Source organism: Amycolatopsis thermoflava N1165, from assembly GCF_000473265.1.
GTDB classification, from domain to species: Bacteria; Actinomycetota; Actinomycetes; order Mycobacteriales; family Pseudonocardiaceae; genus Amycolatopsis_E; species Amycolatopsis_E thermoflava.
Genome location: NZ_KI421511.1, coordinates 7,931,981 through 7,952,625, shown reverse-complemented (window position 1 = coordinate 7,952,625; position 20,645 = coordinate 7,931,981). Strand labels below are relative to the sequence as shown.

At 73.2% G+C, this 20,645-nt stretch carries 19 protein-coding genes; 6 read left to right on the top strand and 13 right to left on the bottom strand.

Going from position 1 to position 20,645, the window contains the following annotated elements:
* Nucleotides 1–369: 369 nt before the first annotated feature.
* The 3 genes from AMYTH_RS0139585 to AMYTH_RS0139575 all read right to left on the bottom strand — a co-directional run bounded on the left by AMYTH_RS0139585 (nt 370) and on the right by AMYTH_RS0139575 (nt 2,349).
* Nucleotides 370–906: a regulatory protein RecX gene (locus tag AMYTH_RS0139585; protein WP_020419628.1), complete on the bottom strand. Its 537-nt coding sequence runs from the start codon at nt 904–906 to the stop codon at nt 370–372.
* A gap of 3 nt (nt 907–909) precedes the next feature.
* Nucleotides 910–1,950: a recombinase RecA gene (gene recA / locus AMYTH_RS0139580; protein ID WP_017983956.1), complete on the bottom strand. Its 1,041-nt coding sequence runs from the start codon at nt 1,948–1,950 to the stop codon at nt 910–912.
* Between the two features lie 204 nt (nt 1,951–2,154).
* The gene (locus AMYTH_RS0139575; RefSeq protein WP_017983957.1) at nt 2,155–2,349 is read right to left on the bottom strand and encodes a DUF3046 domain-containing protein; all 195 of its coding nucleotides are present in this window, start codon (nt 2,347–2,349) and stop codon (nt 2,155–2,157) included.
* A gap of 42 nt (nt 2,350–2,391) precedes the next feature.
* On the opposite strand from AMYTH_RS0139575, the gene AMYTH_RS51005 reads away from it, so the two are divergent.
* Nucleotides 2,392–2,517 carry a hypothetical protein gene (locus AMYTH_RS51005; RefSeq protein WP_267283917.1) on the top strand — a complete coding sequence of 42 codons (126 nt, stop codon included), beginning with the start codon at nt 2,392–2,394 and terminating at the stop codon, nt 2,515–2,517.
* Here the strand turns inward: AMYTH_RS51005 and AMYTH_RS0139565 are convergent, their stop codons facing one another.
* On the bottom strand, nt 2,518–4,368 hold the full coding sequence (locus AMYTH_RS0139565; protein WP_027934873.1) for an Hsp70 family protein: 1,851 nt from the start codon (nt 4,366–4,368) through the stop codon (nt 2,518–2,520).
* A gap of 112 nt (nt 4,369–4,480) precedes the next feature.
* Here AMYTH_RS0139565 and AMYTH_RS0139560 point away from each other — a divergent pair, with 112 nt between their 5' ends.
* Nucleotides 4,481–9,097 carry an ATP-dependent helicase gene (locus AMYTH_RS0139560; RefSeq protein WP_027934872.1) on the top strand — a complete coding sequence of 1,539 codons (4,617 nt, stop codon included), beginning with the start codon at nt 4,481–4,483 and terminating at the stop codon, nt 9,095–9,097.
* 81 nt (nt 9,098–9,178) lie between these two features.
* Nucleotides 9,179–9,679 carry a peptide deformylase gene (def, locus tag AMYTH_RS0139555; RefSeq protein WP_017983961.1) on the top strand — a complete coding sequence of 167 codons (501 nt, stop codon included), beginning with the start codon at nt 9,179–9,181 and terminating at the stop codon, nt 9,677–9,679.
* A gap of 179 nt (nt 9,680–9,858) precedes the next feature.
* Here the strand turns inward: def and AMYTH_RS0139550 are convergent, their stop codons facing one another.
* From AMYTH_RS0139550 to AMYTH_RS0139535, 4 genes are all read right to left on the bottom strand, one after another.
* On the bottom strand, nt 9,859–10,935 hold the full coding sequence (locus tag AMYTH_RS0139550; RefSeq protein ID WP_027934871.1) for a GNAT family N-acetyltransferase: 1,077 nt from the start codon (nt 10,933–10,935) through the stop codon (nt 9,859–9,861).
* A 117-nt stretch (nt 10,936–11,052) separates the two neighbouring features.
* The gene (locus AMYTH_RS0139545; RefSeq protein WP_027934870.1) at nt 11,053–11,781 is read right to left on the bottom strand and encodes a VOC family protein; all 729 of its coding nucleotides are present in this window, start codon (nt 11,779–11,781) and stop codon (nt 11,053–11,055) included.
* 43 nt (nt 11,782–11,824) lie between these two features.
* Entirely contained in the window at nt 11,825–12,589 is a 765-nt protein-coding gene (locus AMYTH_RS0139540) for a maleylpyruvate isomerase family mycothiol-dependent enzyme (RefSeq protein WP_027934869.1), read from the bottom strand.
* A complete protein-coding gene (locus AMYTH_RS0139535) occupies nt 12,586–13,098 on the bottom strand; it encodes an SAV_6107 family HEPN domain-containing protein (protein ID WP_027934868.1) in 513 nt (170 codons plus the stop codon). The genes AMYTH_RS0139540 and AMYTH_RS0139535 overlap by 4 nt, the downstream gene beginning before the upstream one ends.
* Nucleotides 13,099–13,519: 421 nt before the next feature.
* Here AMYTH_RS0139535 and AMYTH_RS0139530 point away from each other — a divergent pair, with 421 nt between their 5' ends.
* Complete coding sequence (locus AMYTH_RS0139530; protein WP_027934867.1) at nt 13,520–14,068, top strand: copper resistance CopC family protein; 549 nt, start codon at nt 13,520–13,522, stop codon at nt 14,066–14,068.
* On the opposite strand, the gene AMYTH_RS0139525 is transcribed toward AMYTH_RS0139530, so the two are convergent.
* On the bottom strand, nt 14,037–14,939 hold the full coding sequence (locus AMYTH_RS0139525; RefSeq protein ID WP_027934866.1) for a DUF2268 domain-containing protein: 903 nt from the start codon (nt 14,937–14,939) through the stop codon (nt 14,037–14,039). The two genes, AMYTH_RS0139530 and AMYTH_RS0139525, sit on opposite strands and share 32 nt — an antisense overlap.
* Before the next feature lie 43 nt (nt 14,940–14,982).
* Nucleotides 14,983–15,567, bottom strand: a complete 585-nt coding sequence (locus tag AMYTH_RS0139520; RefSeq protein WP_027934865.1) for a DUF5134 domain-containing protein — start codon at nt 15,565–15,567, stop codon at nt 14,983–14,985.
* Between the two features lie 170 nt (nt 15,568–15,737).
* Between AMYTH_RS0139520 and AMYTH_RS0139515 the strand changes: the two genes are divergently transcribed.
* Both AMYTH_RS0139515 and AMYTH_RS0139510 read left to right on the top strand, forming a co-directional pair.
* The gene (locus tag AMYTH_RS0139515; RefSeq protein ID WP_027934864.1) at nt 15,738–16,238 is read left to right on the top strand and encodes a YbaK/EbsC family protein; all 501 of its coding nucleotides are present in this window, start codon (nt 15,738–15,740) and stop codon (nt 16,236–16,238) included.
* Nucleotides 16,235–16,804: a GNAT family N-acetyltransferase gene (locus tag AMYTH_RS0139510; protein ID WP_027934863.1), complete on the top strand. Its 570-nt coding sequence runs from the start codon at nt 16,235–16,237 to the stop codon at nt 16,802–16,804. The genes AMYTH_RS0139515 and AMYTH_RS0139510 overlap by 4 nt, the downstream gene beginning before the upstream one ends.
* Here the strand turns inward: AMYTH_RS0139510 and AMYTH_RS0139505 are convergent.
* The 3 genes from AMYTH_RS0139505 to AMYTH_RS0139495 form a co-directional block, all read right to left on the bottom strand.
* Complete coding sequence (locus tag AMYTH_RS0139505; RefSeq protein WP_027934862.1) at nt 16,789–17,682, bottom strand: DMT family transporter; 894 nt, start codon at nt 17,680–17,682, stop codon at nt 16,789–16,791. The genes AMYTH_RS0139510 and AMYTH_RS0139505 overlap by 16 nt on opposite strands.
* A gap of 338 nt (nt 17,683–18,020) precedes the next feature.
* Nucleotides 18,021–19,682 (bottom strand): DUF885 domain-containing protein, encoded by a 1,662-nt coding sequence (locus AMYTH_RS0139500; protein ID WP_027934861.1) that lies wholly within the window; start codon nt 19,680–19,682, stop codon nt 18,021–18,023.
* 31 nt (nt 19,683–19,713) lie between these two features.
* On the bottom strand, nt 19,714–20,598 hold the full coding sequence (locus AMYTH_RS0139495) for a methylenetetrahydrofolate reductase (protein WP_017983972.1): 885 nt from the start codon (nt 20,596–20,598) through the stop codon (nt 19,714–19,716).
* Nucleotides 20,599–20,645: the final 47 nt, after the last annotated feature.

The following is a 20,645-nucleotide window of genomic DNA, read 5'->3' as shown; positions in this document are numbered from 1 at the left end:
ACCACGGCCGCAACCCCGTCGAACGCCACTTCAACCTGCTCAAACACAGGCGTGGCCTGGCCACTCGCCACGACAAGATCGTCTACCGATCAGCGATCGTCCTGCATGCCGTAGTCACCTGGGCCAAGGCATTGTCAGACACGCCCTAGCCGCACTCCTGTGGGGTGGGCTTGGCGGGTGCGGGAGGGCTGTCTCCGGATGAGCTCGCGGCAGCGGCGATGCCCTGCAAGGCAGCCGTGTTTCACGCCACGGCAGCTAGCCGACGCGACCCACGCAGAGCGAACCCCACGACAAAAGCTGCCCCACGACGAAGCCCACCACAGAGGTCTGCGGTGGGCTCAGTCGTGGGTCCAGAAAAGGGCGCCGGGCTCAGTCCAGCGTCGCGTCGTCCAGGGGGGTTGCGTCGGCGCCCGCGTTGCGGAGCTCGTCGCGCACCACGGTGTACGCCAGGCCCTGCGGGTAGCCCTTGCGGGCGAGCGTGCCGAGCAGCCGGCGGGTCGCGGTCTGCTCGTCCAGCGTCGTCATCGTGCGGAGCCGCTTGCGCACCAGCTCGCGCGCCCGCTGCTCCTCCGACTCGCGGTCGATCTCGCCCGCCGCCTGTGCGGCCACCTCCGCGTCGACGCCCTTGCGCTTCAGCTCGGCGACCAGCGCGGTGCGCGCCAGGCCCTGGTAGGCGTGGCGCGACCGCACCCACTGCTCGGCGAACGCGGCGTCGTCGATCAGGCCGGCGTCGTCCAGCTTGCCGAGCAGCTGCTCGCGGATCTCGTCGTCGAAACCCTTGCGCCGCAACGCCTGCCGCAGCTCGTCCTTGGTGCGGGCGCGGATGGCCAGGAGGTCGAAACAGACCTCCTTGGCCTTCTTCCACGCCTCGTCCCGGGACAGCTCCTTCGGGTCGAACCTGGGCATCGATCAGAAGTCGACCGGGGCGGGCTCGGCCGCCTCGGCGTCGACCTGCGGCCCGATGCCGAGCTTCTCCTTGATGCGCTTCTCGATCTCGTTGGCGATGTCCGGGTTGTCGCGCAGGAACTTCCGCGCGTTCTCCTTGCCCTGGCCGAGCTGGTCGCCCTCGTACGTGTACCAGGCGCCGGACTTGCGCAGGATGCCCTGGTCGACACCCATGTCGATCAGCGAGCCCTCGCGGGACACGCCGACGCCGTACAGGATGTCGAACTCGGCCTGCTTGAACGGCGGCGCGACCTTGTTCTTCACGACCTTCACCCGGGTGCGGTTGCCGACCGCCTCGCCGCTGTCCTTGAGCGTCTCGATGCGGCGCACGTCGAGCCGGACGGACGCGTAGAACTTCAGCGCCTTGCCACCGGTGGTGGTCTCCGGCGAGCCGAACATGACGCCGACCTTCTCGCGCAGCTGGTTGATGAAGATCGCGGTGGTGCCGGAGTTGGACAGCGCACCGGTGATCTTCCGCAGCGCCTGGCTCATCAGCCGGGCCTGCAGACCGACGTGCGAGTCACCCATCTCGCCCTCGATCTCGGCGCGCGGCACGAGCGCGGCCACCGAGTCGATGACCAGGATGTCCAGCGCGCCGGAGCGGATCAGCATGTCCGCGATCTCCAGCGCCTGCTCACCGGTGTCCGGCTGGGACACCAGCAGCGCGTCGGTGTCCACCCCGAGCGCCTTGGCGTACTCCGGGTCGAGCGCGTGCTCGGCGTCGATGAACGCGGCGATCCCGCCCGCCTTCTGGGCGTTGGCGACCGCGTGCAGGGCGACCGTCGTCTTACCGGAGGACTCCGGGCCGTAGATCTCGATGACGCGGCCGCGCGGCAGGCCGCCGATGCCGAGTGCGATGTCGAGTGCGATGGCGCCGGTCGGGATCACGCCGATGGGCGGGCGGGTCTCCTCGCCCAGCCGCATGACGGAGCCCTTGCCGTACTGCTTGTCGATCTGGGCCAGGGCGAGCTCGAGCGCCTTGTCCTTGTCGGGTGCTGCTGGCATGGAAATCCACCTCGTCGTCAGAGCCTGTGGGGCTGGTGTTCGAGTTTGTTTTCGCTGTGGCCCGAGACTACGGGCGGGGTCCGACAATTCCGGGCGCCGAGACGAGGCTGTGGATCGTTGACCCCGATGTGGACAACACAATAGCCGAACACGTGTTCGAGGCAAGAGCGACACACCCGAGGGCGCGGATTTTCCGGGAAACGGTCACCGGCGCTCCGGCGGCACGTCGAACTCCGCGCACACCGCCCGCCAGATCTCCTTCGCCGGGGTCCCCTCGGCCAGCGCCTGCTCGACGGTGCGGCCGCCGAGGCCGCTGAAGACGTGGTCCTTCGCCAGGATCTCCGCCCGGCCGGGCCCGAACTCGTCGGCCATCAGCTGGCGGAACACGGTGATACGCATCGAACCCAGGGTAGCGACCGGCGCGCCGGGTACCGTGTCCGCATGACCTCCGCGCAGGAGATGCCGTCCTGGGGTCCCACCGCGATGGCCGTGGCCTCGGCGGCCGTCCTGGTCGCCGCCATCGTCGTGGCGCTGCGGGCGCTGTGGAACATGCGCAACCGGAAGTAGCTACTCCCCGGGCTGCACGTGCTGCTCGAAGTAGGTGGCCAGGTCACCGGCCGACAGCGGCGCCTGCCCGGTGCCCGCCTTCTGGTAGACGATCCCGGCCAGCGGCCGGTCGGCGACCGTGAACACCAGCACCGCCGAACTCCGCGCGGACGCCGACGAGTAGCTGCCGTCCAGGCCGTTGCCCTTCCACGCGGCCCGCACCTGGTTGCCGCCGACCGCGCCGAGCAGCCGGTCGGTGTACTCCTTCACCTTCGCCGCCGACACCCCGTGCAGGTAGGTGACCTGCGCCCCGGCCAGCGCGGGCGCCGAGCAGGTGGTCAGCACGCCGATGTTCTCGTCCTCCGGCGGGGCGATGTCCCCGGTGCCGGCGCCCGGCGCGCACTGGCCGTCGGCGATCGTGCCGGCAAGCTGGCGCAGGCAGCCGGTGAAGCCTGATGAGTCGGTGGCGCCGGGCTGCTGGCACTCGGCCGCGCTGAACGTCGTCGCCGACGAGCTGGACGACGGCCAGAACAGGTAGGTGGCGACCGCGGCCAGCAGCACCACGACGACCGCGGCGACGCCGGTGACCAGCTTCTTCCGGTCCTTCTTCGGCGGCGCGGCCGGCGGCAGGCTCGGGAAGTTCGACGGCGCGGGCCGGTACCCGGCCTGCGGGTACGGCGACGCGCCAGGGTAGCCGCCCGGCGGGGTGCCCGGCACGGTAGCGACCGGGGGCGGCGGGAACCCCGGAGGCGTCCCGGTTGCGGCGACCTGCCCTTCGACGTTCTGGGTGCGCATGCTGATGCCGTCGCGGGCCACGTGGTGCGCGCCCAGCGCGACCGCGGTCTCCGGCTGGTCCAGGCTGGTGGGCACGATGCCGAGCTTCTCCGCGATCATCGACCCGACCAGCGGCAGCCTGCTCGACCCGCCGACGAGGTAGATGCCGGCCAGCCGGTCCGGGGACAGCCCGGCGGCGGCGACCGTGCGGCCCAGCAGCTCGACGCTGCGCAGCAGCGCCGGGCGCACCAGCGCTTCCAGCTCGCCGCGCGTCACCAGGACGTCGTTGAACGGCTCGGGCATCGGCACCTCGGTCTGCGGCAGCCGGGACAGCGCCTCCTTGGCGGCCTTGACGTCCTCCTGCAGCGCGCGACGGGTGCGCCGGTCGGCGGTCGACTCCGGGCGCAGCAGCCGCTGCCAGCGCTGCGGGTCCGAGTGCGAGACCTCGCGGCCGACGTGCACCATCAGCGCCTGGTCGACGTCGAGCCCGCCGAGGTCGGGCAGGCCGTCCTCGGCCAGCACGGTGAAACCGTTCTGGGTGGCGCCGACGACCGCGACGTCGAAGGTGCCCGCGCCCAGGTCGTACACCGCGAGCGCCTGGCCGGGCGCGGGCGCGCGGCCGGGGAAGGACGCGAAGTGCGCGGCCGCGGCGACCGGCTCGGGCACGAGCAGCAGCGGGCCGGTCAGGCCGGCCAGCCGCGCCGCGGACAGCAGCACGTTGCGCCGGGTCGGGCCCCACTGCGCCGGGTGGGTGAGGCGGACCTCGTCGGGGAGGTCGCCGCCGAGCTGGCGGGTGGTCTCGTCGAGCACGCGGCGCAGCACCGCGGCCAGCGCCTCGTTGACCGGCACGACGTCCTGGCCGAGCAGCAGCGTCTGCTCGTCGACGCGGCGCTTGGGGTTGGGCTCGAAGCGGGTCGGGTCGAGGCGCGCCCGGCGCTCGGCGTCGCGGCCGACCACGAGGGCGCCGCCCTCCTCGGCGAACACCGCCGAGGGCATGGTGGCCGAGCCGTCCACCTCGACCACGCGCGGTGGCCGCCCGTGCGCGGACAGCACCGCCACGGTGTTGGACGTACCGAGATCCACCGACAGGATGCGCACAGCTCTTCCCCTCACGATCCACCCAGGCCAGGACGTGATGCTGCCACGCTGCCCGGGACCGCGCGTGCGGCACCCGCGAGAAATTGTCGTACCCCCCGGTCATCATGGATGCGTGACCGACGTGCTCGACCTGTTCTCGCCCGCCACCCGCGCCTGGTTCGCGGGTGCCTTCGCCGCGCCCACCGAGGCGCAGGCGGGGGCGTGGCGCGCCGCGCAGGCGGGTGAGCACGCGCTGGTCGTGGCTCCGACCGGCTCGGGCAAGACGCTGGCGGCGTTCCTGTGGGCGCTGGACCGGCTGGCCGCCGGGCCACCTGCCGCGGACGCACAGCGCCGCTGCCGGGTGCTCTACGTCTCGCCGCTGAAGGCACTGGCGGTCGACGTGCAGCGCAACCTGCGGGCGCCGCTGGCGGGCATCCGGCAGGCCAGTCACCGGCTCGGGCAGACGCCGCCGGAGATCACGGTGGGCATGCGCACCGGCGACACGTCCGCCGCCGAGCGCCGCACGTTCCTCAAGACCCCGCCGGACATCCTGGTCACCACACCGGAGTCGCTGTTCCTGATCCTCACCTCGTCGGCGCGCGAGTCGTTGCGCGGCGTCGAGACGGTGATCCTGGACGAGGTGCACGCGGTGGCAGGCGGCAAGCGCGGCGCGCACCTGGCGCTGTCGCTGGAGCGGCTGGACGCGCTGCTGCCGAAGCCGGCGCAGCGCATCGGCCTGTCCGCGACCGTGCGCCCGATCGACGAGGTCGGCTCGTTCCTCACCGGCGGCCGCCCGGTGCGGGTGGTGCAGCCGAAGACGGCGAAGACCATCGAGGTGCGGGTCGAGGTCCCGGTCGAGGACATGGCGAACCTGGACGCGCCCGCGCCGAGCCCGCTGGAGCGGCTGGACGCGATGCTGCCGGACGACAGCCCGCCGGACGAGCCGGCCGCGGTGCGCAGGCCGTCGATCTGGCCGTCGGTGGAGCAGCGGGTGCTGGAGCTGATCCGGCAGCACCGGTCGACCATCGTGTTCGCGAACTCGCGGCGGCTGGCCGAGCGGATGACGGCGCGGCTCAACGAGCTGGCCGCCGAGCAGACGGAGCTGGCTGCCGACCAGCGGTTCCCCGCCGAGGCGATCGGCGAGTCCGGGCTCACCACGGGTGCGGCGGCGACGGTCGCGAAGGCCCACCACGGCTCGATGTCACGCGAGCAGCGCACCCGGGTCGAGGAGGAGCTGAAGTCCGGGCTGCTGCCGTGTGTGGTCGCCACGTCGTCGCTGGAGCTGGGCATCGACATGGGCGCGGTCGACCTGGTGGTGCAGATCGAGGCGCCGCCGACGGTCGCGTCCGGGCTGCAGCGCGTCGGCCGCGCCGGGCACCACGTCGGCGCGGTGTCCACCGGCGTGATGTTCCCGAAGTTCCGGGGCGACCTGGTGTCCTGCGCGGTGGTGTCGGAGCGGATGACGGCCGGCGCGATCGAGGCGGTGCGCTATCCGCGCAACCCGTTGGACGTGCTGGCGCAGCACATCGTGTCGATGGTGGCGCTGGAGCCGTGGTCGGTCGAGGACCTCGCGGCGACGGTGCGGCGGGCCGCGCCGTTCACCGCGCTGCCGGACGACGCGCTGCTGGCGGTGCTGGACATGCTGGCCGGGCGCTACCCGAGCGAGGAGTTCGGCGAGCTGCGCCCGCGCATCACCTGGGACAGGGTGTCGGGTGAGCTGCGCGGGCGGCCCGGATCGCAGCGGCTCGCGGTCACCTCCGGCGGCACGATCCCCGACCGCGGGCTGTTCACCGTGATGACGCCGGGCAGCGACGGCAGCCCCGGCTCGCGGGTCGGCGAGCTCGACGAGGAGATGGTCTACGAGTCGCGGGTGGGCGACACGATCCTGCTGGGCACGTCGTCCTGGCGGATCACCGACATCACGCACGACCGGGTCATCGTGGTGCCCGCGCCGGGTGAGCCGGCGCGGATGCCGTTCTGGAAGGGCGACGCGCCGGGGCGGCCGCTCGAACTCGGCCGCGCGCTGGGCGCGTTCGTCCGCGAACTGTCCAGTTCGGACGACGAGAAGGCGCGTGAGCGGGCGCGGCAGGCGGGCCTGGACGAGCTGGCGTGCGACAACCTGCTGACCTACCTGACCGAGCAGAAGGCGGCGACGCGGCACGTGCCCAACGACCGCACGATCCTGCTCGAACGCTTCCGCGACGAGCTGGGCGACTGGCGGGTGGTGCTGCACTCGCCGTTCGGCGCACAGGTCAACGCGCCGTGGGCGCTGGCGATCGCGGCGCGGCTGCGGGAGCAGCGCGGGGTGGACGCCCAGGTGATGCACTCCGACGACGGCATCGTGCTGCGCCTGCCGGAAGCGCTGGACAGCGACGGCGCCGAGGTCACGATCGGCACCGACGACGTGCTGGTCGACCCGGAGGAGGTCGAGCAGGTCATCGTCGCCGAGGTCGGCAGTTCGGCCCTGTTCGCCGCACGCTTCCGGGAGTGCGCGGCGCGGTCGTTGCTGCTGCCCCGCCGGGATCCGCGGCGGCGCACCCCGTTGTGGCAGCAGCGCCAGCGGGCTTCGCAACTGCTCTCGGTGGCCGCGAAGTACGAGCGGTTCCCAGTCGTGCTGGAGGCGATGCGCGAATGTCTGCAGGACGTCTACGACGTGGGCGGCCTGCGTGAGCTGATGGCGGACGTGCGGGCGCGGCGCGTGAAGGTCGCCGAGGTGGAGACGCCGTCGCCGTCGCCGTTCGCGCGCAGCCTGATGTTCGGCTACGTCGGGATGTTCCTGTACGAGACGGACGCGCCGCTGGCCGAGCGGCGGGCGGCCGCGCTGTCGCTGGACTCGACGCTGCTGGCGGAGCTGCTGGGCACCGAGGCGATCCGAGAGCTGCTCGACGCCGAGGTGGTCGACGAGGTCGAGCGGTCGTTGCAGCGGCTGGAGCCGGACCGGCACGCGCGCAACGCCGAGGAGACCGCGGACCTGTTGCGGTTCCTGGGTGATCTGTCCGATGAGGAGGCCGTGGCGCGCGGCGTCCGGCGGGAGTGGCTGGACGAGCTGGTCGCGCAGCGGCGGGTCATCCGGGTGCGCATCGCGGGCGCGGACCGCAACCTGTCGATCGAGGACGCGGGCCGGGTGCGGGACGCGCTGGGGGTGGCGCTGCCGATCGGGGTGCCGGAGGCGTTCACCGAGCCGGTGGCCGATCCGCTCGGCGACCTGCTGGCCCGGTACGCGCGGTCCCGCGGGCCGTTCTCGGCGCACCAGGCCGCGGAGCGGTTCGGGCTCGGGCCCGCGGTGGTGACGGGTGTGCTCGACCGGCTCACCGCCGAGGGCCGTCTCGTGCGCGGCGAGCTGCGTCCGGTGGGGCATCCGGAAACCCACGGCGCGGGCACCGAGTACTGCGACGCGGCGGTGCTGCGGCGGTTGCGGCGGGCGTCGCTGGCCCGGCTGCGGGCCGAGGTCGAGCCCGTGGAGCCCGCGGCGCTGGGCCGGTTCCTGCCGTCCTGGCACGGAATCGGGGCGCGGATGCGGGCCGCGCCGAGCGTCGACGACGTGCTGTCGGTGGTCGAGCAGCTGGCGGGGGCGCCGCTGCCGGCGAGCGCGCTGGAGTCGCTGATCCTGCCGAGCCGCCTGCCCGGGTACTACCCGGCGCTGATGGACGAGCTGATGACCGCGGGCGAGGTCGTGTGGTGCGGCGCCGGGGCGCTGGCCGGCGGCGACGGGTGGGTGTCGCTGGCGCCCGCCGACGTGGCCGACCTGCTGCTGCCCGAGGCCGACGAGGAGCCGCCCACCAGCCCGCTGCACGAGGCGATCCTCGCCGCGCTCGACGGCGGCGCGTTGTTCTTCCGCCAGCTCGTCGACCGGGTGACGCCGCTGCTGGACAGCGCGCCCAACGACGCCGACGTGGTGGGCGCGCTGTGGGACCTGGTGTGGGCGGGCACGGTCACCGGCGACACGCTGGCCCCGCTGCGGGCCCTGGTGTCGGGCAAGGGCGCGGCGCACAAACCCCGCCAGGCGACGCCACGCAGCCGGTACGGGCGGATGCGCGCGGGGCGGCCGGCGATGCCGTCGCGCACCGGGCCGCCGACGGTGGCCGGCCGGTGGGCGCTCACGCCGGTCCGCGAATCCGACCCGACGCGGCGCACGCACGCGCGGACGGAAGCGTTCCTGGAGCGGCACGGGGTGCTGACGCGGGGCGCGCTGGAGACCGAGCGGGTCACCGGCGGGTTCTCCGGGATCTACAAGGTGCTGCGGGCGATGGAGGACTCGGGCCAGGTGATCCGCGGCTACGTCGTGGAGGGCCTGGGCGCGGCGCAGTTCGCCGCGCGCGGCGCGGTCGACCGGCTGCGGGCGCTGTCCGATCCGAGCGGCACGCGGCGTCCGGACGCGATGGCCGACGCCGTCGTGCTGGCGGCGACGGACCCGGCCCAGCCGTACGGCGCGGCGCTGTCGTGGCCGGCGGCGCTGGGCGACACCAAGCACCGCCCGGCGCGCAAGGCAGGCGCGCTGGTGGTGCTGGTCAACGGCGTGCCCGCGCTGTACGTCGAACGGGGCGGGCGGTCGCTGCTGTCGTTCACCGAGGACGAGCCGACGCTGAAGGCGGCCGCGCACGCCCTGTCCCGCGCCGTCCGCGAGGGCTGGCTGGGGCAGCTGGCGGTCCAGCGGGCGGACGGCGAGCAGGCCCTGACGTCCGCGCTGGCCGACGTCCTCCGGGACGCCGGGTTCCGCGCCACCCCGAAGGGGCTGCGGCTGCGAGCCTGAGATCACGCCACCCTCCGTTGGCTCACTCCGGGCGAGCACGATTTACTTTTCGCGACCCGAACGAGTGAGAGGACAACCCCGATGGCGTTGCGGGAGCTGCGGTACTTCGGCGACCCGGTGCTCAAGACGGTCTGCGATCCCGTGACCAAGTTCGACAAGACGCTCGAGCAGCTGGTGACCGACCTGCTGGACAGCGTGCGGCCGGACGGGCGCGCGGGGCTGGCCGCGCCGCAGATCGGGGTGAGCCTGCGGGTGTTCAGCTACGAGGTGGACAACCTGCTCGGGTACGTGATCAACCCGGAGATCGTCGAGCTGTCCGAGGAGACGCACGAGATCAACGAGGGCTGCCTGTCCGTGCCGGAGCTGTGGTTCCCGACCCGCCGCGCGAAGCGCGCGGTGGTGCGCGGCGTCGACCTGCGGAACGAGCCGGTCACCGTGGAGGGCGAGGATGTGCTGGCGCAGTGCCTCCAGCACGAGACCGACCACCTCGACGGCATGCTCTACCTCGACCGGCTGGAGAAGGACCGGAAGCGGCAGGCGCTCAAGCAGGCGCGCGACAAGGACTGGTTCTGGAACCGCTGACCCTCGCGCAGAGGCGGTCGCGAGCCCGGTGAGCGTTGCCCTACGAGCCACGGTGGCATCGCCGTGCCGGCGCTCCCCGGGCGTCATGAGGGCCGCGACGAGCGCGGCCCCGAGCCTCCCTGCGCGGCGGCCTTGAGCGACCCCGCGCGTTGCCGGAAAGCAATCTCGCGGCGGCGGAGCTACAGCTCACTCAGCACCCGAGCACCCGCGGCCTCCAGGTCGATCCGCAACAGCCCCTCCTCCTCCGGCGGCTCCGGCGCCAGCCCCGCCCGCTGCGCGGTCCGGTAGATGCCGTCCCGCCCGGGCAGTGACACCGCCACCAGCCTGCGGCAGCCGCGCGCCGCGGCGATCTCCGCCAGGCGTCCCATCAGCGCGGTGCCCACGCCGTTTCGCTGCCAGCCGTCCTCGACGAGCAGCGACACCTCGGCGATCTCGCCCGTCGCGCCGGGGATGAGCTGCCCGACGCCGATCACCTCGCGCCCGCACACCGCGAGCAGGCTCATGCCGCGCGGCGGCACCAGCAGGCGGTGCAGCCAGCGGCGCGGCATGGTGCGCATCCCCGTGTGGTAGCGCGCGAAGAGCGTGGTCATCGAGCACCGCGCGTGCATCGCGGACACCGCCTCGGCGTCGGCCGGCTTGCCTTCGCGCAGCACGACCGCCGCGCCGTCGGCGCAGGTCAGGGCCAGCGGGCTGGACACGTTGCGCCGCGCGCCGTCCAGCAGTGCCAGCAGTGCCTCCGCGCGGGTCAGTTCCAGCTGCACGAACGGGGCCCACCGCCGCCGGGCCACCAGCGCGGTCTCCCCGTCCACGGCGAACACCACCCGGTGGCCGCCCTCGACGCGCGCCGGGTTGGCCTCGGCCAGCGGCACGACGGTGACGAGGTCCGCGGTCAGCACCTCGCGCAGCACCTCGGCCCGGCGCGACGGGTCGTCGACCGCCCGCGCGGCCGCCGTCAGCGTCGCGGCGGAGGCGTCCACCAGCTCGCGCACGTCGGCGTCGGTGATGCACGAGCATTCGCACCCCTCAGCCTGGATAGCCGCGACCAGCTGCTCCTTGGTGAGCCCGGTCGCGGGCCGGATCACCACCTCGTCGAGCACCCCGCCCGGCACCGGGAGCACGTTCAGCCCCAGGATGTTGCACTCCAGGTCGGCCATCCGGATCGCGATGCGCGCCAGCATGCCGGGGTGGTCGTCCATCCGGATGCGGACCCGCCAGACGACCGACGAGACCTCGTCCTCGACGACCACCTGCGGCACCGCTCTTCGCGTGCTAATCAACATCCCATAACGATCGCGGACGGTTGTTGCCGACCGTGGACGCGTGTGTTTCACCCGTGTCAGGCTCCGGCCGCCGCCGCAACGGCGCCGAAACACTCAGCGTGGCGAGAGCACGCAGAACTCGTTGCCCTCCGGATCCGCCAGCACGTCCCACGGGACGTCGCCCTGACCGATGTCGATGCGCCGCGCGCCGAGCCCGCACAGCCGGTCCGCCTCGGCCGCGGTGTCGCCGTCCGCGAACGGCGCGACGTCCAGGTGCAGCCGGTTCTTGCCGGCCTTCGCCTCGTCGCTGCGCAGGAACTCCAGCCACGGCCCGCGCCCGGTCGGCGCGCGCAGCCCGACGATCACCGGCTCCTGGTTGCCGATCCGCCACCCCGCGGCCTCGGCCCAGAAACCGGCCAGCGACAAGGGATCGCGGGCGTCCACGACGACCGCCGCGATGGCCTCCGTCGTGGTGTAGCCGGGCCGTGGTTCGAGCACGCAGAACTCGTTGCCCTCCGGATCCGCCAGCACCTCCCAGGGGACCGCGCCCTGGCCGATGTCGCGCTTGCGCGCACCCAGGGCCAGGGCCCGGTCCACCTTGGCCGCCTGGTCCGACGGCGACGTGCTGGCGAGGTCGAGGTGCACCCGGTTCTTCACGGCCGGGTCCTTGGCCTCCGGCACGGTGCCGAAGACCAGCAGGAGGCCGTCGTCCCCGGGCGCCTCGACGTCGATCTCCTCGTCGTCGGCGAAGGTGATCGTCCAGCCGAGCAGCTGTGCCCAGAACTCCGCCAGCTCCCGGGGCCGGTTCGCGTCGATCACGAGGCTGTCCAGTCGTGTCGCCATGCCCGGGACGATATCCAGCAACGCTTCCCCACGTCCTGGAATTTCACTTCGTCGCCAGGCGCAGCAGCGCCCAGAACTGCCCGATCGAATCCTCGCTCCGCTCCCAGGTGACCGACCCGTGCCCGAGCCTGCCCCACAGCCACTGGTAGACCGCCATCGGCGGACCGGTGACCAGCCCGTTGGCCCGGTCGGTGTCGGCGGCCGAACAGCGCCAGGCAACCGTTTCACCAGGCCCCGCGCGGGCGATCCAGTCGTGGCCGCCGGTGCGGATCCCGACCGATCCGGTGAACGTGCCGGACAGCCCGAGCATCGGCAGCCGCTGCCCGAACCACAGCGCCAGGATCTCGTCGATGCCGTCGATCGCCACGTCTTCGTCGACCTCGGTGACGATCCGGTTCGCGGCGTTCTGGACGTCGATCCGGTGCACCGTGGTCTCGTGCGCCATCCGGCGGCACCAGAACCCGTAGGTGCGGTCGGCGGGCCACCAGCCCGCCGCGTACTCGGCGGGGTCGTGCGAGGTCAGTTCGCGGTGCAGGGCCGCGAACCCCTCCCGCAGGTACTCCTCGCCGCTCTGGCCGTCCGCCGGGTCCCGCTGCCAGCCCGCGGGTCGCCTGCCCTCGGTCATCCAGCCCGTGGCGACGCGGTAGACACCGCCGAGGTGCCGGACCACCTCGCCGATCGTGAGACCGGGCGTGGTGGGCACCGGCGTGTCCGGCGCCGCCTCCCGCGCCGCCGCGGTGAGCCGTTCGACCTCGGCGCCCAGCACGTCCAGCAGACGGCCGTGGTCGACGAGTGCTTGCCCGGTCATCGCCTTCGGGACGCCTTCCCCAGGGTCGGCGGCGCGTCGCACTGCCGTACCCGGCTCGGCGCCGTCACGGGCGTCCGCCCGTGCACGAGGTCGCGGGCCAGCTCGACGAACAACGCGGACTGGCGCAGCAGTTCGTCGGCCCGTTCGGGCGTGATCCGGCGGGTGTTGCCCGCCTGCGCGGCGGCGCGCGCCGCCGAGTGCGCGGCGAAGTACGCCGTCCAGTCGGTCAGCTCCGGCGCCGCCGCCTCGAGCAGCACCCAGACGCTGGCCGGGCGGGCCCGGCCGCGGTGCGGACGGCCGCTCGCGGCGAGCACCGCGGCGCCCGCGCGGAGCGCGGCCAGGTACGCCGCGATGAACCTGGGCGCCGGCTGGGCGGCGTGCCGGGCCTCGGCGAGGCCCCGCCGGGCGTCGGCGAGCAGGGCCGTGGCGGCGGGTGCCGCCGGCGGACGGACCGGTAGCGGCAGCGCCGGCTGCCTCTCCTCGGCGTGGGATTCGACGGCAATGGACATTGCCCCTCCCTCGGAACAACGTGCTGGTGGCGGCCCCCGGTGCCGAAACGCTTCCCCCGCTCCGGCACCGGGTGGCCTGACCGGCGAGCGCTCACCGGATGTCGAACTCTTGTTCGAGCGAGTTCCAGCGTAGCTTCGAACACCTGTTCGTTCAAGTCTTCGAATGACGTGGAGTGCCGCACTCAACCGCGTTCGGTCACACGATCGGGGCAGAAGGAAAATTCCGCGGAACTCGCGCCGGAAGCCCGGCGACCTGCACGACGTCACGCCGGGCCGGTCCGCCGCCCAGCCCACCTGCCCGGTGTCACAACCTCCGGAAAACCGGCATGCGGAAGACTGCGGGCCGCGGGAACTTCACCGCGGCCCCGGACGACCTGGACCAGGGGCCTCCCCACACCCGACTCCCCAGGAAGGTGCGCCCATGCTCGTCCGGCGTCTGTCCGTCGCGCTCGCACTGGCCGGCACGGTGCTGCTGGCCGCCGCGCCCGCCGCATCGGCCCACACCACGCTGCAGAGCAGCGACCCGGCCGAAGGCGCGGCGCTGTCCGCCGCGCCGCAGCAGGTGAGCCTCAAGTTCGGCGGCGCGTTCACGCTGCCCGCCGACCCGATCCGGATCACCGGACCGGACGGCGCGCAGTGGTCGGTCGGCCCCGCGACGGTGACCGAGCGGACCCTCACCGCGCCGGTCCAGCCGTCCGGTCCCGCCGGGGCCTACGTGCTCACCTGGTCGATCGTCGCGGCCGATGGCGACCCGGTCACCGGCCGGATCAACTTCTCGCTCACGGCGCCCGCCTCGACGCCGTCGTCTTCAGCGGCGCCCTCATCGCCTGCCCCGGCTCCCGCGCCGTCGCAGGCGGCCCAGACGTCGGACGACGGCGGCTTCCCGGCCTGGGCGTGGATCGTCATCGCCGTGGCCGTGGTCGCCGCCGTCGTCGCGGTCATCGTCCGGGGGCGGCGTTCATCGAGCTGAGGGCGGTGTCGATGACCTCCCGGCTGTCCACCAGCAGCGCCTGTGCCGCGGTGCGTCCCGTCGCGGCCAGGTACGCGTCGACCAGACGGTTGCCCACGGCGTAACCGGCGCCGGTGGGCAGCCCGACCGGGGTGGCGCCGTACCGGATCGCGTGCGCGTCGCCGTGCACCCACGCGGTGAAGTTCTGCATGCCGCTCACCTCGAGGCCGGAGACGACCTTGTCGAACACCGCGTCGTCGTGCAGGTGCGGCACGCCGACGCGGGCGTAGCCGAGCTCGTCGCCGTACAGCTGGCGCGCGAACGCGTCCGCGAGCCCCTCGGACACCACCTGCTCCCCCACCGTGACCGTCGCCGGATTCCAGACCACACCACCACTGGAGTAGCGGAGGTTGTGGTTCAGCTCGTGGACCGCCGTCGCCTCCAGCCGCGCCAGGTTCTCCGGGAACGGCCAGAAGTTGAGGAACAGGTAGCCCGACACGCTGCCGTTGGCCGTCATGCCCAGGCTCGTGCCCATGAAGTGCTCGTCGCCGGGGTCGCCGAGGACGATCAGGACGGTGATGTCGGGCACCGCGAGGTCCGGGGTCGCCTCCAGCTGCACGGCGACGGCGTCGCGCAGCGCGCCCTCGATCCGGCCCCACGCGTCCGCGTCGTGCAGCGCCTCCAGCGCCTCCAGGCACCGGTCCTCGTCGCGGTCGAGCGGGAAACCCGAGCCCATGCGGTGCATCGCGACGAGGTCCACCTCGCCGGGGAAGTAGCGGTACATGCCGGCGGCGGGCCGCAGCATTTCTTCGAGCAGCGCGGCCCGCTCCTCCCGCGGGGCGCGCAGGATCCGCCGCATGGCGGGGTAGGTGTCCAGAACCGTGATCGTCATGAGCCCGACGCTAAAGCCTCCAGCTACTGGAGACTCAACCCGTTTAGAGCATCGGCACGAGCATCACAGCCATTCCGGCGCCCATGACGGCCCGCGCGACGCCGGAGCCGCGGCCGCCCGGCCCGCCCCGCACCGCACGCCACCCGGACAAGGCGACGTCGGCAGCGAAGTACACGACCAGACAGGTCATCACGGCGGGCAGCAGGAACCCGGCGGACGCGCTGGAGTGGCCGCCATGGTCACCGCTCGCCGCCGGCGCGCCGCCCATGGCGCTGACCATCGCCAGCATCGCCACCGCGCCCAGCAGGTGGTGCGTCGCCGCGGAGCGCCACCGCGGCAGCCCGGGCGCGGCGCGGAACAGCGTGGCCGCGAACCAGGCGGCCACCGCCACGAACACGACGTTCCAGGCGATCGCCGGGACGGAGTTGCCCCACGGCACGAACATCAGCGCCATCGCCACGGCCATCACCGAATGCGCGAGCGCGGATTCGCGGTCGCCGGTCACCCCGTCGCAGCACGCCGCCCACGAGCGGGCCGCGAGGGCGAGGACCTGGATCAGGGAGAAGACCGCGAGCACCGTGAACAGGCCGGCCAGCGACCAGCCGAGCCATGCCGGGGACGAGAACATGCGGGGCCACCTTTCGCGCGGATCGGATCACGATATCGTTGGCAGGCAAGGAAAAACACGCTCACCGGGCGGGCGTGAAAAGTCCCACGGCCGGGAACTCCCGGGCCGTTCCGGACGACTGGGCGGGGATACGCGTCGCCACCGGTCGCGGCCCGTGATCTCATATCGGTATGAGCAGCCTGGACCATCCGGCGGTGGCCAAGGTCGCTGCCGCGCTCGCCGAGGCGGGCAAGCACGACGCCGCTGCCGGCATCCGCATCCTGCCGGCCGAGGTGCGCACGGCCGCGCAGGCCGCCGAGGCCCTCGGCGTCGAGACCGGCGCGATCGCCAACAGCCTCGTCTTCCGCGCGGTGTTCGCCGACCGCACCGTCCCGCTGCTGTCGCTGACCTCGGGCGCCCACCGGGCCAACACCGACACGCTCGCCGCGCTGGTCGGCGCCGAGTCGGTCGAGAAAGCCGACCCGGCGTTCGTACGGGAGCACACCGGGCAGGCCATCGGCGGCGTCGCCCCGGTCGGGCACCCGGCCCCGGTGCTCACCCTCGTCGACACCGCGCTGCAGGCCTACGACACCGTGTGGGCGGCGGCCGGGCACGCCAAGTCGGTCTTCCCGACCACCTTCGCCGACCTCGTCGCCGTCACCGGCGGACGGCCCGCGGACGTCGCGTCATGACCACGTCCCTGCACTACACGCAGCTGTCCGCCGACGATTTCCGCACCCGGCTGCGGGAAGCGCTCGCCATCTACGTCGAGGCGATGCGCTACCCGCCGGGCACGGCCGAGCAGCGCGCCCCGATGTGGCTCACGCACGCGCTGCGCGAGGGCTGGCGCTGCATCGCCGCGTTCGACGCCGAGGGCACGATGCTCGGCATCGCCTACGGCTACCGGGGCGCGCCCGGCCAGTGGTGGCACGAGCAGGTGCGGCGCGGGCTGACCTCCGCCGGCGGCGAGCAGCTCGCCGAGCGGTGGCTGGCCGACTACTTTGAGCTGACCGAGATCCACGTCCGACCGGCGAGCCAGGCCCGCGGGATCGGCGAGGACCTGCTGCGCCGCCTGCTCGACGGCGTGGACAGCAGGCACGTCCTGCTGTCCACGCCGGAGGGGCCGAGCCGGGCGTGGAAGCTGTACCGGCGCCTGGGTTTCGTCGACGCGCTGCGCGACTACCACTTCGCGGGTGATCCACGCCCGTTCGCCATCCTCGGCCGCACCCTGCCGCTGGAGCCTCAGGACCGCAGGTAGCCCACCAGCAGTCCGGCGCCCAGCAGCGCGGCGCCGCACCAGCCCTGGACGCCGAGGTCCTCGTGCAGGACGACGGCGGACAGGATCGCCGCGGTGAGGGGTTCCAGCAGGGTCGCGAGCGCCGCGACGACGGGCCGCGCGGCGCCGAGGACGCGGAAGTACAGCACGTACCCCAGCCCGGTCGGCACGACGCCGAAGTACAGCGCGACCGCGAGGACGTCCAGCCGCAGCGGCAGCGCCATGCCGAGGACCAGCCCGGCGGGCAGCAGCAGCAACCCGCCGGTGAGCAGCCCGAACGCGGTGGTGCGCTGGTAGTCCAGGCCTTCGACGGGACGGCGCAGCGCCAGCGTCAGCACGCTGAAGCCCGCGCCGGCGGCCAGCGCGAACGCCACGCCGCCGAGCAGCCGCCAGCCGCCGTGGCCGGGGGTGGCGGACAGCAGCGCCAGCCCGGCCAGCCCGAGTGCGACCGACACCAGGGTCAGCGGGCCGGGCAGGCGGCGGGCGCGGATCGCCGTGGCGGCGGTGACGAAGACCGGCACGCTGCCGATCGTGACCATCGTCGCGGTGCCGACCGAGGTCAGCGTGACCGCCGCGAAGTACGCCGCCTGGAACGAGCCGAGGAGCCCGCCGGCCAGCGCGATCCGGCGGACCACCGGTTTGGTCCAGACCATCCCGCGCAGGCCGCGGGAGAGCCACAGGAACACCACGAGCGCGGCGCCGCCGAGCAGCAACCGGTACGTGGCAACGGAAATCGCGGAGAGACCACCGCGGGTGGCGAGCAGCGACCCGGACAGACCACCGGTGCCCCACAGCACCCCGGCGACGAGCAGGGTCAACGACGATCGGGCGCGCGCGGGCGCCTCGACGGAAACGGACATGGGAAATTCGCTCCAGCGTCTTGTGTGGACAGTGCCGTGGACGCGGGGCGATGCGGCACCACGCGAACCCGTGGTGCCTTGTGGCGCCGCACAAGTGCGGCGAGAAGCGACCGCCCCGCTAGGCCGGGGGCGGCGGGGTGACGAGGAAGACCCGGTGCATCAGCACATCCTTCAGTCGTTGTTCCTAAGCGGCGGAGCCGCTTGCGGTGGGGCCGTCAGCCGGCACCGCCGCGGGTTTGAATCGACGCCGCGCGCGGAGCGCGTCCGTTGAGGGTGGTGGTGGGCTGGCGGGAGGGGCCGCTACCCGCACCGCCACGCAAGCCATGGTTGAAACTCCCCTAGTCGAGTTCGGCGAGCTGTTCGCGGAGGGTGTCGAGGCCCATGCCGCCCAGGCGGAGAGCCTTGGTGTGGAAGTCCTTGAGGTCGAACGCGTCGCCCTGGCGCTTGCGCGCCTCCTCACGCGCCTCGATCCACAGGCGCTCCCCCAGCTTGTACGCGGGGGCCTGGCCGGGCCAGCCGAGGTAGCGGTTGATCTCGTCGCGCACCAGCGGCTCGTCGGTGATGGTGCGGGTCAGCATGAACTCCAGGCCGAGGTCGGGCGTCCACCGCTCGCCCTCGTGGAACCCGGTGCCGGACGGGATCTCCAGCTCCAGGTGCATGCCGAAGTCGACGATCACCCGCGCGGCGCGGAACAGCTGCTCGGACAGCATGCCGAGCAGGTCGCCGTCGTCGGCGAGGTAGCCGAGGTCCTGCATCAGCCGCTCGGCGTAGAGCGCCCAGCCCTCGCCGTGCCCGGACGTGAACGCCAGGAGACGCTGGAACCGGTTGAGCGACTGCTCGTGCACGGCGGTGGCGATCTGCAGGTGGTGACCCGGCACGCCCTCGTGGTAGACGGTGCTGACCTCGCGCCAGGTGGTGAACTCGTCGCGGCCCGGCGGCAGCGACCACCACATGGTGCCGGGACGGGTGAAGTCCTCGTTCGGGCCCGTGTAGTACGCGCCGGCGCCGCCGCCGGGCGGGGCGATGCGGCAGTCCAGGGCCATCAGCGGGTCCGGGATGTCGAAGTGCGTGCCGCGCAGGTCGGCGAGCGCGGTGTCGGACAGTTCCTGCATCCACCGCTGGAACGCGTCCCGGCCCTGCACCTGGTAGCGCGGGTTGGCGTCGAGCGCGGCGGCCGCGTCGGCGAGGGTGCCGCCCGGCGCGATGCGCTCGGCGACGGCCTTCATCTCGGCTTCCAGCCGCAGGAACTCGGCCCAGCCCCACTCGTAGGACTCGCGCGGGCCGAGCTTCGCGCCGATGAAGTAGCGCGACCAGAGCCGGTAGGCGTCCTCGCCGACGGCGTCCTTCGCGCGGGCCTTCGGCGCCAGCTCGGCGCGCAGGAACCCGGCGAGCTCGGCATAGGCCTCCTGGGCCGCGCGGGCCCCGCGGTCGAGGTCCGCGCGCGGCGCACCGTCGGGCGCGCCGGCGATCATGTTCTGGAAGAAACCGGTCTCCCCGGACAGCCCGGCCCACGTCTCGGCCTGCTCGGCGACCTTGGTGACCTGGCGCAGCGCGGGCGCGTTGCCGGCTTCGACGGCGGCGAGCAGGGACGCGCGGATGCCATCGACGGCGTCTGGAACCTTCGCCAGGCGCTTCGCGATGGTCGCCCACTGCTCGGGCGTGTCGGTGGGCATGAGGTCGAACACCATGCGCAGGTCCTGCACCGGGCTCGCGATGACGTTCAGCGACGCGACGTCCAGGCCGGCGTCGTGGATCTCCAGGTCCAGCCCGATCCGCTCGGTGAACACGGCCTTGGCCGCGCGCTCACCCGCGTCGGCCGGCTCGGCGGCGGTGACGGCCTCCAGCGCGCGCCGCTCCAGCGCGGCGCGGGCGGCGTAGCCCTCCGGCGAGTAGTCGGTGAGCTGGTCGTCGTAGCCCGGGATGCCCATCTCGGTCGCCGCGACGGGGTGCGCGGCCGCGAAGTCCTCGACGAACTGGTCACAGATCTGGTGCACGCCCATGGATGCAACCTACCGAATCCGGCAACCGGGTTTACGCGCGCGCGGGCACCAGACCGAGCCGGTGGACGACCTCGCGGGTCGCCTTGGACCGGTTGAAGGTGTAGAAGTGCAGGTCCGGCACGCCTTCGGCGATGAGCCGCTCGCACAGCTCGGTGACCACGTCCAGGCCCTCGGCGCGGAACGCCTTCGGGTCGTCGGCCAGCGGTTCGAGCCGGTCCAGCAGCCGCTGCGGCGCCGGCGCGCCGGACAGCCGGATCGTGGTGTGCAGGGTGCGCGGCGTGGTCAGCGGCATCACACCGGGGATGACCAGCGCGTCGCAGCCCGCGGCGGCGACCCGGTCGCGCAGCCGCAGGAAGTCCTCGGCCTCGAAGAACAGCTGGGCGATGCCGAAGTCGGCGCCCGCGCGGAACTTGCGCACCAGGTACTTCGTGTCGGTGTCCAGGTCGAGCGAGCGCGGGTGGCCGTAGGGGAACGCGGAGACGCCGACGCAGAAGTCGCCCAGCGAGCGGACGAGCGCGACCAGCTCCTCGGCGTAGCTCAGGCCCTGCGGGTGCGGCACCCACTCGCCGTACGGGTCGCCGGGCGGGTCGCCGCGCAGCGCGAGGATGTTGCGCACGCCGACGGCGGCGTACCAGCCGATGACGTTGCGCAGCTCGGCGACGGAGTGGTCCACCGCGGTCAGGTGCGCCATCGGCACCAGCGTGGTCTCGGTCGCCACCCGCGCGATGCTGCGGATCGTGCCGTCCCGGCTCGACCCGCCCGCGCCGTAGGTGATCGACATGTAGGCGGGGTCCAGCGGCTCCAGCTCGCGGATCGACCGCCACAGCACGGCCTCGTCGGCCGCGTCGCGGGGCGGGAAGAACTCAATGGAGAACGCCGGGGACTCCCCTCGCAGGCGCTCGATCACCGACGTCATGCGGGCAATGGTAACCGGTGTCCGAAAGGTGGGAAATGAGGTCCGCC

Coding starts and splice junctions, on each gene's coding strand:
- AMYTH_RS0139575 (WP_017983957.1), bottom strand. CDS start 2,349: ATGCGTATCACCGTGTTCCGCCAGCTGATGGCCGACGAGTTCGGGCCC.
- AMYTH_RS0139535 (WP_027934868.1), bottom strand. CDS start 13,098: ATGTCCATTGCCGTCGAATCCCACGCCGAGGAGAGGCAGCCGGCGCTG.
- recA (WP_017983956.1), bottom strand. CDS start 1,950: ATGCCAGCAGCACCCGACAAGGACAAGGCGCTCGAGCTCGCCCTGGCC.
- AMYTH_RS0139530 (WP_027934867.1), top strand. CDS start 13,520: ATGCTCGTCCGGCGTCTGTCCGTCGCGCTCGCACTGGCCGGCACGGTG.
- def (WP_017983961.1), top strand. CDS start 9,179: ATGGCGTTGCGGGAGCTGCGGTACTTCGGCGACCCGGTGCTCAAGACG.
- AMYTH_RS0139505 (WP_027934862.1), bottom strand. CDS start 17,682: ATGTCCGTTTCCGTCGAGGCGCCCGCGCGCGCCCGATCGTCGTTGACC.
- AMYTH_RS0139525 (WP_027934866.1), bottom strand. CDS start 14,939: ATGACGATCACGGTTCTGGACACCTACCCCGCCATGCGGCGGATCCTG.
- AMYTH_RS0139510 (WP_027934863.1), top strand. CDS start 16,235: ATGACCACGTCCCTGCACTACACGCAGCTGTCCGCCGACGATTTCCGC.
- AMYTH_RS0139495 (WP_017983972.1), bottom strand. CDS start 20,598: ATGACGTCGGTGATCGAGCGCCTGCGAGGGGAGTCCCCGGCGTTCTCC.
- AMYTH_RS0139540 (WP_027934869.1), bottom strand. CDS start 12,589: ATGACCGGGCAAGCACTCGTCGACCACGGCCGTCTGCTGGACGTGCTG.
- AMYTH_RS0139520 (WP_027934865.1), bottom strand. CDS start 15,567: ATGTTCTCGTCCCCGGCATGGCTCGGCTGGTCGCTGGCCGGCCTGTTC.
- AMYTH_RS0139515 (WP_027934864.1), top strand. CDS start 15,738: ATGAGCAGCCTGGACCATCCGGCGGTGGCCAAGGTCGCTGCCGCGCTC.
- AMYTH_RS0139585 (WP_020419628.1), bottom strand. CDS start 906: ATGCCCAGGTTCGACCCGAAGGAGCTGTCCCGGGACGAGGCGTGGAAG.
- AMYTH_RS0139545 (WP_027934870.1), bottom strand. CDS start 11,781: ATGGCGACACGACTGGACAGCCTCGTGATCGACGCGAACCGGCCCCGG.
- AMYTH_RS51005 (WP_267283917.1), top strand. CDS start 2,392: ATGACCTCCGCGCAGGAGATGCCGTCCTGGGGTCCCACCGCGATGGCC.
- AMYTH_RS0139500 (WP_027934861.1), bottom strand. CDS start 19,682: ATGGGCGTGCACCAGATCTGTGACCAGTTCGTCGAGGACTTCGCGGCC.